The organism is Bradyrhizobium retamae (assembly GCF_001440415.1).
Lineage (GTDB): Bacteria > Pseudomonadota > Alphaproteobacteria > Rhizobiales > Xanthobacteraceae > Bradyrhizobium > Bradyrhizobium retamae.
In genome coordinates this window covers 1-16,100 of record NZ_LLYA01000213.1, presented here as the reverse complement: position 1 = coordinate 16,100, position 16,100 = coordinate 1, and the positions used below count along the sequence as shown (strand labels likewise).

Genomic DNA, 16,100 nt, shown 5'->3' with positions numbered 1-16,100 from the left:
CGCCCGCGAGAACGCCGAATGATCCGGGATAGCATCCTCGATACCGAGCTTGCAGCGATAGGCGAGGTTCACCTGCACTTCACGGCAGAGCAGCCGCTCCGAGCGGATCGCAAAAACGTACCCCACGACCAGCATCCGGATCATTAGTTCCGGATCGATCGACGGGCGACCCATCGACGAATAGTGAGGTGCAAGCTCGCTGCGAAGCCAGGAAAGATCGAGAGCAGCATCGATCTTCCGCACCAGATGATCTTCGGGAATCGCGTCGCTAAGATCAAACTCGTAGAACAGTTGACCTTGGTCACTCTTCAGACGGCCCATCATGGATCGACCTCGTCGCGATTCGCCTCAACACAACGGAATCACGCCTCGAGGCCTCTCTCAACCGACTTTTGCAACAAAATCGGCGCAAAGCGGCCATCCCGAACATCGGCGGCGTCCGGCGCGGAGGTGCTACGAGATCGAAATGATCTCAAGTTTTTGACCTGATGCGTCGACCTCATCACCAACGGCTTTGCCCATCAGCAGCCTTGCCACTGGTGACACGAAGGAAATGGATCCTGCCTTAGGATCTGCCTCGTCCTCCCCCACGATACGATATTTTTGTACGCGTCCATCGTCGCGCCTGAAGGTCACCGTGCTCCCGAAGGCGACAGTGTCAGTCGACATCGGATTGGGGATGACCTGAGCCGTCCGAAGTCTCGCCGCAAAGTAGCGCATATCGCGCAGCGGGATTGCCGCTTGCCGCCGTCGTTCATTAACGTCCTCGACCTTCTGCGCCGTCTCATAAGCCTCGCGGGCCTGGTGGAGTTCAGATTCCAGAGCCTGCAATCCCGCTTCCGTAACAAGATTCGGATGAGGTGAAACCGGGCGGTCGGGAAGCAAAGTCTCCGACGCAGTTTCGGCACTGTCTTCCTTGGCGAAGGCAACGCTCAAGCTCGGAACTCCTCTTAGGCGTGGTAATGTCTGAGTGCGCGCTCGACCGTCGCGTCATAGAGCCGAATTGCTGCAGCCTTGCCCGGCCGGCAGTTCCTCGGCATTGGGATCGCCCGGTGCCGTCGCCCAGGCCAGTTCGACGAGCGTCACGATCCGCCGACCGGCACCGTCAAGCTGGCAAACAATGAGGCCCTGCTCCTCGATGTAGGTCAGCAGACGCCGTGCACGGCGCAACGAATGTGAGCCATAAGCGCGTGCAATCGCTGCATCGCCCGGGCAGGGCCAACCTTCCTTCGCGGCGCGGGCGATCATCATGAAGACGCCCTGCATATCCTCCGGCAGAAGTGAGGCGCGGACCGAGACATCCTGCCACCCATCATCCTCTGCCATATCGGAGCTGAGCCCGGCGCGGGCGCGTGTCAGCATGCGACGGAAGTCACCTAGGTCCGGCACGGCCGAACCGAGGCCCTCTATTCGGCAGCGGACCACGAACTCCTGATAGAGCACGCCGACGGCACGGAATCCGGCCTCGGGTTCCGCCATGATGGCGCGCAGAATACGGTCCACTCGTTCACGCCGCTCAACCAGCTCCTCAGCGCTGAGTGGCTGCTCCACCGCCTCGGGACGGATCTCCAGCGCCGCTGATTTCGCCGCCATGAGCTGGGCGAGGAGGTCTGGCGGCGACCGACGCTGGGGCCGATTGTTCTCGGGCGGCGGCGCCGCGAGGATGATGGCGCGTGCGTCAAGTGTCGCTTCCGGCAGAGGCATCAGGCGCGGGGTCGCGTTGCGCGGCGTGGTATCGGTTGGACCAATACGCAGCCCTAGCGGACGGCGGGAGAGGGCCGGTCCCAGCGCCATGAATTGTCCACGCTCCAGATCCCGGAAGGCCTCTGCCTGCCGCCGTTCCATGCCCAGAAGATCGGCGGCGCGCGCCATGTCGATATCCAGAAAAGTTCGGCCCATGAGGAAGTTGGACGCCTCGGCCGCGACGTTCTTGGCGAGCTTCGCCAGTCGCTGGGTGGCGATAACCCCGGCAAGTCCGCGTTTGCGGCCGCGGCACATCAGGTTCGTCATGGCGCCGAGCGAGAGTTTGCGCGCCTCGTCCGAAACCTCGCCGGCGACTGCCGGTGCGAAGAGCTGCGCCTCATCCACCACCACCAGCATAGGATACCAGTGGTCGCGGACCACTTCGAAAAGCCCGCTGAGGAAGGCGGCGGCGCGCCGCATCTGATTCTCGGCGTCGAGCCCCTCGAGATTGAGCACCGTGGAGACGCGATGGATGCGCGCTCGTTCGCCGGCCACCTGCAGACCCCGCTCGGTATGGTCCTCGGCGTCGATCAGGAGGTGGCCGAAACGGTCGGAAAGCGCGACGAAGTCGCCTTCGGGGTCGATGATGGTCTGTTGCACCCAGGGGGCACTCTGTTCCAGCAGCCGGCGTAGCAGATGGGATTTGCCGGAGCCCGAATTGCCTTGGACCAGCAGGCGGGTCGCAAGCAGTTCCTCAAGGTCCAAAGTCGCCGGGGCGCCTGCGGTCGTGTGTCCCATCTCGATCGCAACGGTCATGTCTCGACTCAAAAGTCTCTCTAGGGAGGCGGGGCTTAACAACCTGATCGCAGCCCGTCGAGCAGCCCATGGCCGATCACTCTGCGTTCTCCACGGTTGGTCGATGCATCAACCCGGATCTCAAAGATGCGCGCGACGACAGGGCGTGAAACGCAACAGAGGCGATCGAGCGGAGCAAACGACAGCTCAGATAGCCGTAATTCGCATAAGGTATATTATGGAATATCTTTATCTACAATTAGATCAGATATTTAGGCGAATATGCTGGCAAATCTAGTCAGCTCTGGCGCCGAAGCTTCTCGCCTTTGTCGGCATGACAGTCCTGATCTGCTGCGTCCCGGCCATTCCTATTGCCGACACTTGCCGACGCTGCAATAAGCGCGCGAGCGCGGCGATCGCTGACGATCCCGTGGACTGCAGGTTCGTGTCTCGGACCTCAAGAACAATAACTCTCAAGGGAGAATGAGATGAGCTTTTCACGACGCACGCTTCTCAAAGCATCCGCTGCGTCAGCGGTTGTGGGCGGCATCGGCGCACCGTTGGTGGCGCGGGCCCAGAGCGCGGAATTTACCTACAAATACGCCAATAATCTTCCGGACGGCCATCCCATGAACGCTCGCGCCAAGGAAATGGCGGCGGCGATCAAGGCCGAGACCAACGGCCGGTTCGACCTGCAGATTTTCCCGAACAACCAGCTCGGTTCCGATACGGACATGCTGAGCCAGATCAGGTCGGGCGGCGTCGAGTTTTTCACGCTCTCGGGACTGATTCTGGCGACGCTGGTGCCGGCGGCGTCCATCAGCGGCATCGGTTTTGCGTTCCCGGATTACGACACGGTCTGGAAGGCCATGGACGGGGGCTTGGGTGGCTATATTCGCGGCGAGATCACCAAGGCGAACCTCGTGGTGATGGACAAGATTTGGGATAACGGCTTCCGCCAGACCACATCCTCGACCAAGCCGATCAACGGCCCGGAGGACCTCAAGGGCTTCAAGATCCGGGTGCCGGTGTCGCCGCTCTGGACCTCCATGTTCAAGGCGTTCGATGCAGCGCCCGCCTCGATCAATTTCAGCGAGGTTTATTCGGCGCTACAGACCAAGATCGTCGAGGGCCAGGAAAACCCGCTGGCGATCATCTCGACCGCCAAACTATACGAAGTGCAGAAGTTCTGCTCGCTGACCAACCACATGTGGGACGGCTTCTGGTTCCTGGCAAACCGCCGCGCCTGGGAAAAGCTGCCTGAGGATGTCAGGACGATCGTCGCCAAGAATATCAACGCGGCGGCCATCAAGGAGCGCGAGGACGTCGCCAAGCTGAACGCCGGGCTGCAGCAGGAACTGGCCGGCAAGGGCCTGACCTTCAACCAGCCCAATGTGACGCCGTTCCGCGACAAGCTGCGCTCGGCCGGCTTCTACGCGGAATGGAAAGGTAAATACGGCGACCAGGCTTGGGAGCTGCTCGAGAAATCCGTGGGCAAGCTGTCCTAAGCGCATGTGAGGGGCCGTCGTGGCTCATGCCGAACTGAGTAAAGTGGTTGGCGGTGAGGTGGCTCAGCCCCCTCGCCGCCGTTCGTTGCTGGCTTCCATCGAACACGCCCTGGGAATGCTGGTCGAGCTTCCCGCAGCGCTGCTGGTCGTCGCCGAAATCATCATCCTGTTTGCCGGCGTGGTGGCGCGCTACGCGCTGCACCGGCCGCTGATCTGGTCTGACGAACTGGCCTCAATCCTGTTCCTGTGGCTCGCCATGCTTGGCGCCGCGGTTGCGTTCCGACGCGCCGAGCATATGCGGATGACGGCGGTCGTCGCCAACGCGAAGCCCGCGATGCGCGCCTATCTCGATCTGGTGGCGACAGCAGCCGCCCTGGCGTTTCTTATCCTGATCGCCTGGCCGGCTTATGAATACGCCTACGAGGAAAGCTACATCACCACGCCTGCATTGCAGATTCTCAACAGTTGGCGTGCCGCGGCGCTGCCGGTCGGCATTGCCCTGATGGCGCTGTTTGCTTTCCTGCGTCTGGCCCGCGTCGGCAACGTTCGCATGGTGCTGGGGGCGATCCTGTCGGTCGCGCTCGTCATCGGGATATTCTGGCTGCTCAGGGGCTCGCTCAAGCCGCTCGGCAACCTCAATCTGATCATCTTCTTTGTCGGCGTGGCCGGCTTCTGCGTGTTTGCCGGCGTACCGATCGCGTTCGGCTTTGGCTTGGCAACCTATGGCTATCTGGCGCTGACCACGGGCACGCCGCTGATGGTGCTGGTCGGGCGCATGGACGAGGGCATGAGCCACCTCATCCTCCTGTCGGTGCCGCTGTTCGTCTTCCTTGGCCTGCTGATCGAGATGACGGGCATGGCGCGCGCCATGGTGGCGTTCCTCGCGAGCTTGCTCGGTCATGTCCGCGGCGGGTTGCATTACGTGCTGGTCGGCGCGATGTATCTGGTATCGGGTATCTCGGGCTCCAAGGCCGCTGACATGGCCGCCGTGGCGCCGGTGTTGTTTCCCGAGATGAAGGCCCGCGGCGCCAAGCCGGGCGATCTGGTCGCCCTCCTCTCCGCCACGGGCGCGCAGACCGAGACCATTCCGCCGAGCCTGGTGCTGATCACCATCGGCTCGGTCACCGGCGTCTCGATCGCCGCGCTGTTCACCGGCGGCCTGTTGCCGGGCCTGGTGCTGGCAATCACGCTGTCGGCGCTGGTGTGGTGGCGTTACCGGAACGAGGATCTGCGGCACCTCACGCGGGCGAGCGTCAGCGAGATCGTCCGCGCGTTTGCCATCGCCCTGCCCGCGATCGCGCTGCCGTTCGTGATCCGCTACGCGGTGGTCGAAGGCATTGCGACCGCAACGGAGGTTTCCACCATCGGCATCGTATATGCCTTTGTCGTCGGCTACCTGATTTACGGCCTGTTGATCTACCGCAATTTCGACTGGCGGCGGATCGTGCCAATGCTGGTCGAGACCGCGTGCCTGTCGGGCGCGATCTTGCTGATCATCGGCTGCGCCACCGGCATGGCCTGGGGCCTCACGCAGTCCGGCTTTTCGCGGACGCTGGCGGCCGCCATGACCGGCCTGCCCGGTGGCTCGGCGACGTTCATCGCCGTCTCGATCGTGGCCTTCGTGATCCTGGGCAGCGTGCTTGAGGGGATTCCGGCGATCGTGTTGTTCGGGCCGTTATTGTTTCCGATCGCCCGTGCGGTCGGCGTCCACGAGGTCCATTACGCGATGATCGTTATTCTCGCGATGGGTATCGGGCTATTCGCGCCGCCCTTCGGAGTGGGCTATTATGCGGCCTGCGCCATCGGACGCGTCGATCCGGCCGAGGGTATCCGGCCGATCTGGGGTTACCTGCTGGCCCTGATGGTCGGCCTGATTATCGTGGCGATCTTCCCGTGGATTTCCATCGGGTTCCTGTAAGGTCAAACCTTTGTAGATGGGACACAGCCAATGAGCGCAGCCCAGAACCAGTATTCGATCGGATTGGACAAGACGGCGGCGAATTACGTGCCGCTGACGCCGCTGAGCTTCCTCGCCCGCAGCGCCGCCGTTTATCCCGATCACGTCAGCACGGTCTATGAAGGCCGCAGCTTTACCTGGGCCGAGACCTATGCGCGCTGCCGGCGCTTTGCGTCCTGGCTCGCCGGGCGGGGCATTGGCGTCGGCGACACGGTCGCGGCGATGTTGCCCAACGTACCCGCGATGAACGAGGTGCATTTCGCCGTGCCGATGGCGGGTGCGGTGCTGAACGCGCTGAACATACGGCTCGACGCGCCTTCGATTGCCTTCCAGCTCGACCATGGCGGCGCGAAAATCATCTTGGTCGATCCCGAATTTGCCGGCGTGATTGCGGAAGCGCTGACGCTGATGAGCGGGCCAAAGCCTTTCGTCGTCGATGTCGATGATGTGGCGTTTGCAGGTGGCAAGCGGATTGGTGAGATCGAGTACGAGGCGGCGGTCGCGGCGGGCGATCCGGCCTTTATCGCAAAGCTTCCCGGCGATGAATGGGACGCGATTGCGCTGAGCTATACCTCGGGCACAACGGGCAACCCGAAAGGCGTCGTTACTCATCACCGCGGCGCTTATCTCAATGCTGTCAGTAATATTCTGGCCGGCAATCTCGGCCAGCATCCCGTGTATCTCTGGACGCTGCCGATGTTTCATTGCAACGGCTGGTGCTTCCCGTGGACGGTCGCGGCCGCCGCCGGCACCAATGTCTGCCTGCGCAAGGTCGATCCGGCAAAAATCTTCGAGCTGATCGCAAAGCACGGCGTCACGCACATGTGCGGTGCACCGATCGTCTACAACACGCTGATCAACGCGCCCGGTGCGCCCAAGGGTGACAAGGCTCACCGCGTGGTCGGGTTGATCGCGGGCGCCGCACCTCCGGTCGCTGTGCTCGAAGGCGCCGAAAGTATCGGCATCAAGCTGACGCACGTCTATGGCCTGACCGAAGTCTACGGCCCCGCCTCCGTCTGCGCCGAGCAGCCGGGCTGGGACGAACTGCCGGCCGACCAGCGCGCGCAGCTCAAGCGCCGGCAGGGCGTGCCCTACCCGCTGGAGGAAGCCGTCACCGTGCTCGACCCGCAGACCATGCAGGAGGTGCCGCGCGATGGCGAAACCATTGGCGAGGTGATGTTCCGCGGCAATATCGTGATGAAGGGCTATCTGAAGAACGAGAAGGCGACGCAGGAAGCCTTCGCCGGCGGCTGGTTTCACACCGGCGATCTCGGCGTGCTCGACGAGCATGGCTACGTCATCATCAAGGACCGCTCCAAGGACATCATCATCTCCGGCGGCGAGAATATCTCCTCCGTCGAGGTCGAGGACATCCTGTACAAGCACCCGGCCGTGCTGTTTGCCGCCGTCGTTGCCAAGCCCGACCCGAAATGGGGCGAAGTGCCCTGCGCTTTCGTCGAACTGAAGGAAGGCGCCACGGCGACGGAGGCCGAGATCATCGCCTTCTGCCGCAGCCATATGTCCGGCTTCAAGACGCCCAAGGCAGTGGTGTTCGGCCCGATCCCGAAGACATCCACCGGCAAGATCCAGAAATTCATGCTGCGCAACCAGGTGGAATCGGCAAAGGCGATTTCGGTGTGACCGTTATTGCGAGCGAAGAGTGACGGGCGGATAGTACTGCGGCGCTTCGGTCCGTTCGAACATCCCGTAGTCGCGCATGACCTCGAAAATGCGGAAGTACTCGGTCGTCGGATCGGCGAACAGCCTGGCGCCGAATTCGATGCCGGCTTGATCGTTTGGTAGATCGATCAGGTGCGCGAAGTGCCCCTCACGATAGACGCTTGAGAAAGCGTCACGGCGCCATCCGGTCTCTGCCGGAAGTATGGCTTTCTTCGATTCAGCCGCCAGCACATAAGTCGGCTTGCGCCTTGCGGGATCGTTGTAAGGCGTACGCCGCTCGGGCTGCCAGACAGGTTGCCCTGGCCGTGCTTCGTGGATCACCTGGGCGACACGGATGCGATAGTCCGAAAAGACCTTCTCGCGACCGATTGTCTGGACGTCGTGATGGTGAGCATGGGCTCGCCACGCCGTCAGGGCCCCCTCGTCCTGCCATATCTGATACGACAGCAGCAGGTTCTCCCGTGTCAAACTCCTGAAACGATCGATGAAGAGACAGCCGCCCATCGCTTCAAGCTCGGGCTTCAGCGTGGCCGCAAGATCGAGATATTGATCTCGGTGCCCGGGCCTTGTCTGGACTTCAAAAAACAGACCAATCATCGACGTCCCTCCGCGTCCGGCGCGCAAACTTGCCGCGGCAGACTCAGCCTGCGCTGTTCAGCGTCAGCCGCAAGCCATCATAGGCCGGGATCACGCCCGGCGGCAGGCTCTGGCGCAATACCTCGTAGTCGAGGTCGGAATGCATGTTGGTGATGACAGCCTGCTTCGGCTTGAAACGCTCGATCCAGGACAGCGCGTCGTTGACGCTGAAATGGCTGGGATGCCCAGCATAGCGCAGCCCGTCGACGATCCAGAGATCGAGGTTTCGCAACGCAGGCCAGCTCTCCTCTGGAATGTCGTGGAGATCGGGGGTGTAGGCGGCAGCCCCGATGCGGAATCCGAGCGCGGGGATCTTGCCGTGCTGAACCAGGAACGCTGAGAGCTTCAGCGGGCCGCCCCTCCCCTCGGTGGTATGGCTCTCGCCGGCTTCGATCGCGTGGCGCGTCAGGATCGGCGGATAATCGCTCCCCTCCGGGGAGATGAAGCAATAGGAGAACCGCGCCATGATGTCTTTGGCCGTCGACTGGTTGAAGTAGACGGGAATGCGGCGGCGCTGGTGCAGCACGACCGAACGCAGATCGTCGATGCCATGGGTCTGGTCGGCGTGCTCATGCGTCAGAAACACCGCGTCGATGTGATCGACCTCCGCATCGATCAACTGCTCGCGCAGATCGGGCGAGGTGTCGATCACGATCCGCGTGGTGCCGTGGGCACCCGTCCGCTCGACCAGCAGCGAGCAACGACGGCGACGGTTCTTGGGATTGTTGGGATCGCAGGCGCCCCAGCCGAGCGCCGGGCGGGGCACACCGGCCGAGGAGCCGCAACCGAGGATCGTCAGCGTCAACTTCATGCCGCAACCTTCGGCGCCGGCACTTTGGAGAACAGGCGGAAGAAGTTTTCAGTCGTCTGCCGCGAAATCTCTTCCAGCGAGACGCCGCGCGTTTCCGCCAGCACTTTGGCGACCTCGACCACGTAAGACGGCTCGTTGCGCTTGCCGCGAAATTTGCCGGGCGCCAGATAGGGCGAGTCGGTTTCGACCATGATCCGGTCGGCCGGAAGTTCGGCCGCGAGCGCGCGCAAGGCTTCCGACTTCTTGAACGTCAAAATGCCCGTGAAGGAGATCGACAGGCCCAACGCAATTGCCTTCATCGCCAGCTCGCGCCCACCGGTGTAGCAATGCAGCACCGCCGGAAACGCGCCCTTCGCCACTTCGTCTTCGAGAATGCGGCCGCAGTCCTCGTCGGCTTCGCGGGTGTGAATGACCAGCGGCAGGCCCGTGGCGCGCGCGGCCGCGATATGTGCGCGAAAGCCGCGCTCCTGCGCCTCTCGGGAGCCGTGCTCATAAAAATAATCAAGCCCCGCCTCCCCCAACGCCACGACCTTCGGATGCTTCGTCAGCTCGATCAGCTCACTGGCCGGAATGCCGTCTTCTTCATCGGCCTGATGCGGATGAGTGCCGACCGAGCAATAGACGTTGGGGAACCGCTCAGCGATGGCGAGCAATCCGCCGAGTCGCTTCACCCGGGTCGAAATCGTGACGATACGACCGATCCCGGCGGCCTCGGCGCGTGCGACGATGGCGTCGAGGTCCTCGGCAAAATCCGGGAAGTCGAGATGGCAGTGGCTGTCGACGAGCATGGCTTGCAAACGGCTCAATCCACCTTTGGTTCGACGTAGCGCGGAAATACGCCGACCGGCGGCGGCAGCGTCGTTCCCGGCTTAATCCGCGTGGCAAGCGCCGCGAAATCGCGCGCTTGCTTCTCGTTGGGAATGCCGAGGCTGTCGAGCAGCTTGGCCGATGCATCCGGCATCACCGGCTGGGTCAGAATGGCGACCTGACGCACCACCTCCGCCGTCACGTACAGTACGGTTTTCTGTCTGTCAGGATCGGTCTTGGCCAGCGCCCAGGGTGCCTCGCCCGCAAAATAGCGGTTGGCCTCTGCCACCACGGCCCACACCGCGTTCAGCCATTGATGGATCTGTTGGGTCGCCATCGCGGTGCGCGAGGTTTCCAGCATGGCGTCGGCCTGCGCCAGGATCGCCTTGTCGTTATCGGTGAACTCGCCAGGCTCCGGCAGCACGCCGCCAAGCTGCTTTGCGATCATCGACAGCGAGCGTTGCGCCAGATTGCCGAGATCGTTGGCGAGGTCGGCGTTGATGCGCGCGACGATGGCTTCATGGCTGTAGTTGCCGTCCTGTCCGAACGGCACCTCGCGCAGGAAGAAGTAGCGCATCTGGTCGACGCCATACTGATCGGCCAGGTTGAAGGGATCGACGACGTTGCCGACCGATTTTGACATCTTCTCGCCCCTGCTGAACAGGAAGCCGTGCGCGTAAACCCGCTTCTGCACGGGAATGCCGGCCGACATCAGGAACGCCGGCCAGTACACCGCGTGGAAGCGAATAATGTCTTTGCCGATGACGTGCACGTCCGCCGGCCAGTAGCGCCAGTTCGGATCGCTCTCGTCGGGAAAGCCGACGCCAGTGATGTAGTTGGTCAGCGCATCGACCCAGACATACATCACATGCTCGGGATCGTTCGGCACCTTGACGCCCCAGTCGAACGTCGTGCGCGAAATCGACAGATCCTTCAGACCGCTCTTTACGAAACTGACGACCTCGTTGCGGCGTGAATCCGGGCCGATGAAATCCGGCTGGCTTTCGTAGAGCTGCAGCAAGCGGTCCTGATAGGCGGATAGCCTGAAGAAGTAGCTCTTCTCCTCGACCCACTCGACCGGCGAGCCCTGCGGGCCAAGGCGCACATTGTCCTCGCCGAGGACGGTTTCCTCCTCGGCGTAATAGGCTTCGTCGCGCACCGAATACCAGCCGGAATAGGTATCGATATAGATATCGCCATTCTGCTGCATCCGGTCCCAGACAACCTGAACCGAGCGATGATGGTCAGGCTCCGTGGTGCGGATGAAGCGGTCGAACGAGACGTTGAGCCGCTCGTCCATCTCCTTGAACCGGCCGGCATTGCGCGCGGCGAGCTCAGCAACGCCCATTCCTTCGGCTTCAGCGGTTTGCACCATCTTGAGGCCGTGCTCGTCGGTGCCGGTAAGGAAAAAGACGTCCTTGCCGTTGAGCCGCTGAAATCGCGCGAGCGCATCGGTCGCAATCGCCTCGTAGGCGTGGCCGATATGCGGGAGGCCGTTCGGATAGGCGATCGCGGTGGTGATGAAGTAGGTGTCGCGTTCGGCGGGCGCTGCCGGCCTGGCAACGGGAGCCGGCTCTGCGCGTGGCGCGGCGGGCGTCGGGCTTTCTGTCACGGGCACCGCTTGAACGGCAGGGCTCGCTTGCTGCGGCGTTACCGCTCGCTTCTTCGACGGAGTTTTCGCAACGGATTTCTTCGTCGACTTTTTGACAGCCTTCTTGGCAGCCTTTTTGGTCGACTTCTTCGCCGCTTTCTTCGAAGCCTTCTTCGCGGCCTTTTTCGAAGCCTTGCCGCCCTTCTTCACGACACGCTTGCTCTTCGTCGCACCTTTCCTGGCTGCGCGCTTTTTTGCTGCGGCCTTTTTGCTAGCGCTAGCGGGCGGCGATCTGCGAGCCTTCTTCGCCTTGCGCTTTTTCGAAGCTTTCTTTGCAGCCGTCGCCACCACGAATTCCTTTATTGCTCATAGATTGTCGGGATTGATATCCGGCGGAGGATTACCGCGTCGCGTCCGCGAGCATCCCGAACACCGAGAAAACCAGCGGTTTTCGCTCCAAATTGTACGCTTCGGTGTCGCGCGCGGCGCGGATGATCTTTTCCCATACCTCCGCCAGCCGTGCAAGGCGGGGCAGATTTGCATTGGCATCATCGACGCGCAGCTTTTCGCCGATCCAGCGATCGATGCCGTCGATGAAAGCAGCCAGCGCCACCCGGTCGCTGGTGCCCAGCGCATCGCCAAGCGCATGCAGCTCGCGCGGGTCGACCTGCGGCAGCGTCGCCAGCAGCGCCGCGGTCCGCTGCTGCAGCTTCAGCGCGTCGCCGCCGAGCAGCGTCAGTGCGCGGGACACGCTCCCCTCCGAGGCATCGGCAGCTCCCGATAATGCGGCATCATCGGGTGCGATGTCGGCGGCTCGCGCCGCCGCGCGTACGACGTCGCCGGTCGCAAGCGGCCGCAGCGACAGCTTGCGGCAGCGGGACAGGATCGTGGGCAGGGCCCGCGCCGGCGAATGGCTGACGAGCAGAAACAGCGATCGGTGCGGCGGCTCCTCGAGAATCTTGAGCAGCGCGTTGGCGGCGTTTGGGTTGAGCTCGTCTACGGTGTCGACAATACATACGCGCCAGCCGTCGACCGCCGCGGTCGAGCCGAAAAACGAAATCGTCTCCCGCGTCTCATCCACGGTGATGACTGTCCGCATCACGCCGCGATCGTTGAGGCCCCGTTCCAGCACTAACAGGCCACCATGGGCGCCGGCGGTGATCTGACGCGCGACCGGATCACCCGGATCGAGCGCCAGCGTCTCGGCGCGCTGCACCGAGGGCAGTAAAGGATTGGGATTGGCGAGCACGAAGCGGGCCATACGATAGGCCAGCGTCGCCTTGCCGATGCCCTGCGGGCCGCCGATCAGCCAGGCATGCGGAATGCGGCCGCTGCGATAGGCGTTCAGCAAGGCGGTCTCCGCCTCGCGGTGACCGAACAGATCGGCCGTTTCGCGAGGCTGTTTGACCGCCGTCTCCTGCTCGACCTTGCGCGCGCTCATGCCGTCCCCGCCGGGCTCGGGACCGCGAACACATGGTCGCGCAGCGCCGTCCAGACGCGGGCAGCAACCGTGTCGGCATCGGCATTGGCGTCGATCAGCACGCAGCGCTGCGGGTCTTCGGCGGCGATTTGCCTGTAGGCATTGCGCAGGTCCTGATGGAATTGCAGGTCTTCCGACTCGAACCGGTCAGGTACGCCGCTGCCGCGGCGAGCGGCCGCGCGCTGCAAACCAACTTCAACCGGGATGTCCAGAATGATGGTGAGATCCGGCTTCAGATCACCGATGGTGACGCGCTGCATGGCGTTGAGCACGAGCGGAGAGACCTGCCCCAGGCTGCCCTGGTAGGCGCGGGTCGAATCCGAGAAGCGGTCGCACAGCACCCATGTTCCCTGGCTAAGCGCGGGCTGGATGACGGTGCGAACGTGATCGTCGCGGGCTGCCGCAAACAGCAACGTCTCGGCGTCCGGTCCGAGCAGCTTGCCCATTCCCGACAGCACGAGATGCCGCATGATTTCGGCCCCCGGCGAGCCGCCCGGCTCGCGGGTGACGATGGTACGCAGCTTGGCCGCGGCAAGGCGCTCGGCGAGTTTCTTGATCTGCGTGGACTTGCCCGAGCCCTCGCCGCCTTCAAACGTAATGAACTTCCCGCGTCCGGAAGGCCGCTGCAGCGTTGCCTGGGTCATGCTCAGAGCTTCTCTGCGCCCGCGCGGAACATGCCGATGACGAGCTCGCTGACGCCATCGATTGCGCGACGCACGGTCGAACCGGTTCCGATCTCTTCTGCGGCATAGACCGGTGCCTCCACGGCGATATTGGCGCCGCGCCACACCTTGACGACGCCGATCGGCTGGCCGGATTTGATCGGCGCCTCGACAGGGCCCTTGTAAACGATCCGCGCGATCAGTTTCTCACTGCCGTTCTTCGGCACCATGACCTTGATCGGCTCGGGGCTGGCAAGCTTCACCGAGCGGCTTTCGCCGCCAAACACCTTGGCGTAGCCGACCTGCTGGTTGGCCGCGAACAGCGTGCGCGTCTCGAAGTTACGAAAACCCCATTCCAGCATCTTCTTGGCCTCTGAGGCACGATCGTCGGGATCATCTAGTCCGTTGATCGCGACAATCAGCCTCGTGTCGTTCTGCACGGCCGAGCCGACCATGCCGTAGCCGCCCTCCTTGGTGTAGCCGGTCTTCAGCCCGTCGGCACCATTTAGCGTGTTCAGCAGCGGATTGCGGTTCTGTTGCCGAATCTTGTTCCAGGTGAATTCTCTCTCTCCGAACAATTTGTACGTGTCGGGATAAGCCAGGATCAGGTGGCGGGCGAGTTTGGCTAGTTCGCGAACCGTCATCTTGTTGGCAGGGTCCGGCAGCCCGCTGGAGTTTCCGAAGGTCGATTTCGTCAGGCCGAGTTCGCGCGCCCGTTTGGTCATGAAGTCGGTGGCAAAAATCCGCTCGTTGCCGGCCATGCCTTCGGCAAGCGCAATGCAGGAATCGTTGCCGCTCTGGATGATCGCGCCCTTCAGCAGGTCGTCCACCGACACCTTGCTGTTGAGGATGGCAAACATGGTCGAGCCGCCGGCCGGCGCGCCGCCCTTGCGCCAGGCGTTCTCGCTGATCCGATATTCGTCTGTCGGTTTGACCTTGCCCTGCTTGATGGCATCGAACACCACCTCGACCGTCATCAGCTTCATCATGCTGGACGGCGCCCGCAATTCGTCGGCGTTCTTCTCGAACAGCACGCTGCCGCTGGAAGCCTCGACCAGGATCGCGGTCGGCGCATCGCCGTCAAAGCCGCCATCGTCCTTCTTCGGAGCGCCCTGTACGCTGTTGTTGGCGGCATACACGATGCCGCCCCAGCCGACCGAGAGCGCGAAGACGGCGACCATCAGGCGGCGCCACGGGATGACGGCCGCCGTGTCGGATTTGCGGGAAACGGAAGTCTCTGCTGCCATCGGCGATGTCCTGAATCCGTGCGTTCTAACAGTTGGAAGTATCGCAAACAACACAGGTTTTTGGACTTGTGGCCGTGTCGATCTGATTGCGGTGCCGAACGAAGAAACGTATCGTTGCGATGCTGCAAGTTCCGGACAAGATACGAAAAACGGGGCGGAAACGCGATGCCAACCTCACGCACTATTTCCGTCAACGGGCTCGACTTCTTTGTCTTCGAACAGGGCCAGGGGCCGCTGGTGCTGCTCTGCCATGGCTGGCCCGAGTTATCCTACTCCTGGCGGCACCAGGTCGGAGCCATCGCGGAAGCCGGATTCCATGTCGTAGCCCCCGACATGCGCGGGTTCGGCCGGACCAGCGCGCCCGCGGACGTCGGCGCCTACACCATCTTCCACAATGTCGGCGACATGGTTGCGCTGGTGGCGGCACTTGGTGAAAAGCAGGCTGTCATTGTCGGCCATGACTGGGGCGCGCCGGTCGCCTGGCACGCGGCGATGTTCCGGCCCGATATCTTCACCAAGGTGGCGGGCCTCAGCGTTCCGCCCCCCTCTCGCGGACGCGGCCTGCCGCTGGAGACCTTGCGAAACAACGGCATCACCAATTTCTATTGGCAGTATTTTCAGGCGCCGGGCGTGGCAGAGACCGAATTCGAGCGCGATGTCGCAGCGACCATGCGAATCGTGCTGGCCGGGCGCGGCTTCTCCGATCCGGCGGCCCACCAATTTATTCAGGAGGGCAAGGGATTTCTCGCTGGCGCCGATCCGAATCGGCCATTGCCGGGGTGGCTGACCGAGGCCGACCTAGCCTATTTCGCGGCCGTCTATCAGGAGTCCGGCTTTCGCGGCGGACTGAATTGGTACCGCAATATCGACCGCAATTGGGAACTGACCGCACCCTGGCAGGGCGCGCAAATCCACCAGCCGTCGCTGTTCATCGCGGGATCGAAGGATGGCGTCATCACCGGGCTGATCGGCGCCAAGCTGGTCAACGAGATGGAGCGGGTGCTGCCGAACTTGCGGCAAAAACTCATACTCGACGGGGCCGGTCACTGGATTCAGCAGGAGCGGCCTGATGAGGTCAACGCCGCCCTGATCACCTTCCTGAAGCAGTAGCTATATTTGACCCGTTGAGGCGAACCCGGCGCCACGCACGGATCAAGTCCGAGGGGCATGCTTCGCTTGAAATGCTATCTAGGGTCTGTTGGGATTCAGGATTCTCATCCGGGCTTGGTTGTGATTCAAGCTA

Annotated in this window: 14 protein-coding genes; 4 read left to right on the top strand and 10 right to left on the bottom strand. The window is 62.7% G+C overall.

What is annotated here, in order from left to right:
• From CQ13_RS36700 to CQ13_RS36690, 3 genes are all read right to left on the bottom strand, one after another.
• On the bottom strand, positions 1-324 hold a 324-nt coding region (locus CQ13_RS36700), incomplete at its 3' end, for a transposase (RefSeq protein WP_197427285.1).
• Between the two features lie 129 nt (positions 325-453).
• A complete protein-coding gene (gene greA / locus CQ13_RS36695; protein WP_057847637.1) occupies positions 454-936 on the bottom strand; it encodes a transcription elongation factor GreA in 483 nt (160 codons plus the stop codon).
• 54 nt (positions 937-990) lie between these two features.
• Positions 991-2,499 carry a helicase HerA domain-containing protein gene (locus CQ13_RS36690; protein ID WP_057847636.1) on the bottom strand — a complete coding sequence of 503 codons (1,509 nt, stop codon included), beginning with the start codon at positions 2,497-2,499 and terminating at the stop codon, positions 991-993.
• Between the two features lie 467 nt (positions 2,500-2,966).
• Between CQ13_RS36690 and CQ13_RS36685 the strand changes: the two genes are divergently transcribed.
• The 3 genes from CQ13_RS36685 to CQ13_RS36675 are packed head-to-tail and all read left to right on the top strand — an operon-like array spanning position 2,967 to position 7,584.
• Positions 2,967-3,986: a TRAP transporter substrate-binding protein gene (locus tag CQ13_RS36685; RefSeq protein WP_057847635.1), complete on the top strand. Its 1,020-nt coding sequence runs from the start codon at positions 2,967-2,969 to the stop codon at positions 3,984-3,986.
• 19 nt (positions 3,987-4,005) lie between these two features.
• Entirely contained in the window at positions 4,006-5,904 is a 1,899-nt protein-coding gene (locus CQ13_RS36680; RefSeq protein ID WP_057847634.1) for a TRAP transporter large permease, read from the top strand.
• Between the two features lie 30 nt (positions 5,905-5,934).
• The gene (locus tag CQ13_RS36675; protein WP_057847633.1) at positions 5,935-7,584 is read left to right on the top strand and encodes an acyl-CoA synthetase; all 1,650 of its coding nucleotides are present in this window, start codon (positions 5,935-5,937) and stop codon (positions 7,582-7,584) included.
• A gap of 3 nt (positions 7,585-7,587) precedes the next feature.
• Here CQ13_RS36675 and CQ13_RS36670 read toward each other — a convergent pair whose 3' ends face one another.
• From CQ13_RS36670 to CQ13_RS36640, 7 genes are all read right to left on the bottom strand, one after another.
• The gene (locus CQ13_RS36670; RefSeq protein ID WP_245309576.1) at positions 7,588-8,247 is read right to left on the bottom strand and encodes an antibiotic biosynthesis monooxygenase family protein; all 660 of its coding nucleotides are present in this window, start codon (positions 8,245-8,247) and stop codon (positions 7,588-7,590) included.
• A 16-nt stretch (positions 8,248-8,263) separates the two neighbouring features.
• Entirely contained in the window at positions 8,264-9,070 is an 807-nt protein-coding gene (locus tag CQ13_RS36665; RefSeq protein WP_057847631.1) for an MBL fold metallo-hydrolase, read from the bottom strand.
• The gene (locus CQ13_RS36660; protein WP_057847630.1) at positions 9,067-9,858 is read right to left on the bottom strand and encodes a TatD family hydrolase; all 792 of its coding nucleotides are present in this window, start codon (positions 9,856-9,858) and stop codon (positions 9,067-9,069) included. The genes CQ13_RS36665 and CQ13_RS36660 overlap by 4 nt, the downstream gene beginning before the upstream one ends.
• 14 nt (positions 9,859-9,872) lie before the next feature.
• A complete protein-coding gene (gene metG, locus CQ13_RS36655) occupies positions 9,873-11,678 on the bottom strand; it encodes a methionine--tRNA ligase (protein ID WP_245309575.1) in 1,806 nt (601 codons plus the stop codon).
• Between the two features lie 190 nt (positions 11,679-11,868).
• Positions 11,869-12,909 (bottom strand): DNA polymerase III subunit delta', encoded by a 1,041-nt coding sequence (locus CQ13_RS36650; protein ID WP_057847629.1) that lies wholly within the window; start codon positions 12,907-12,909, stop codon positions 11,869-11,871.
• A complete protein-coding gene (tmk, locus tag CQ13_RS36645; RefSeq protein ID WP_057847628.1) occupies positions 12,906-13,592 on the bottom strand; it encodes a dTMP kinase in 687 nt (228 codons plus the stop codon). The genes CQ13_RS36650 and tmk overlap by 4 nt, the downstream gene beginning before the upstream one ends.
• Before the next feature lie 2 nt (positions 13,593-13,594).
• Entirely contained in the window at positions 13,595-14,791 is a 1,197-nt protein-coding gene (locus CQ13_RS36640; RefSeq protein ID WP_245309577.1) for a D-alanyl-D-alanine carboxypeptidase family protein, read from the bottom strand.
• Between the two features lie 231 nt (positions 14,792-15,022).
• Here CQ13_RS36640 and CQ13_RS36635 point away from each other — a divergent pair, with 231 nt between their 5' ends.
• Complete coding sequence (locus CQ13_RS36635) at positions 15,023-15,967, top strand: alpha/beta fold hydrolase (RefSeq protein ID WP_057847626.1); 945 nt, start codon at positions 15,023-15,025, stop codon at positions 15,965-15,967.
• The last annotated feature ends 133 nt before the right edge of the window (positions 15,968-16,100 follow it).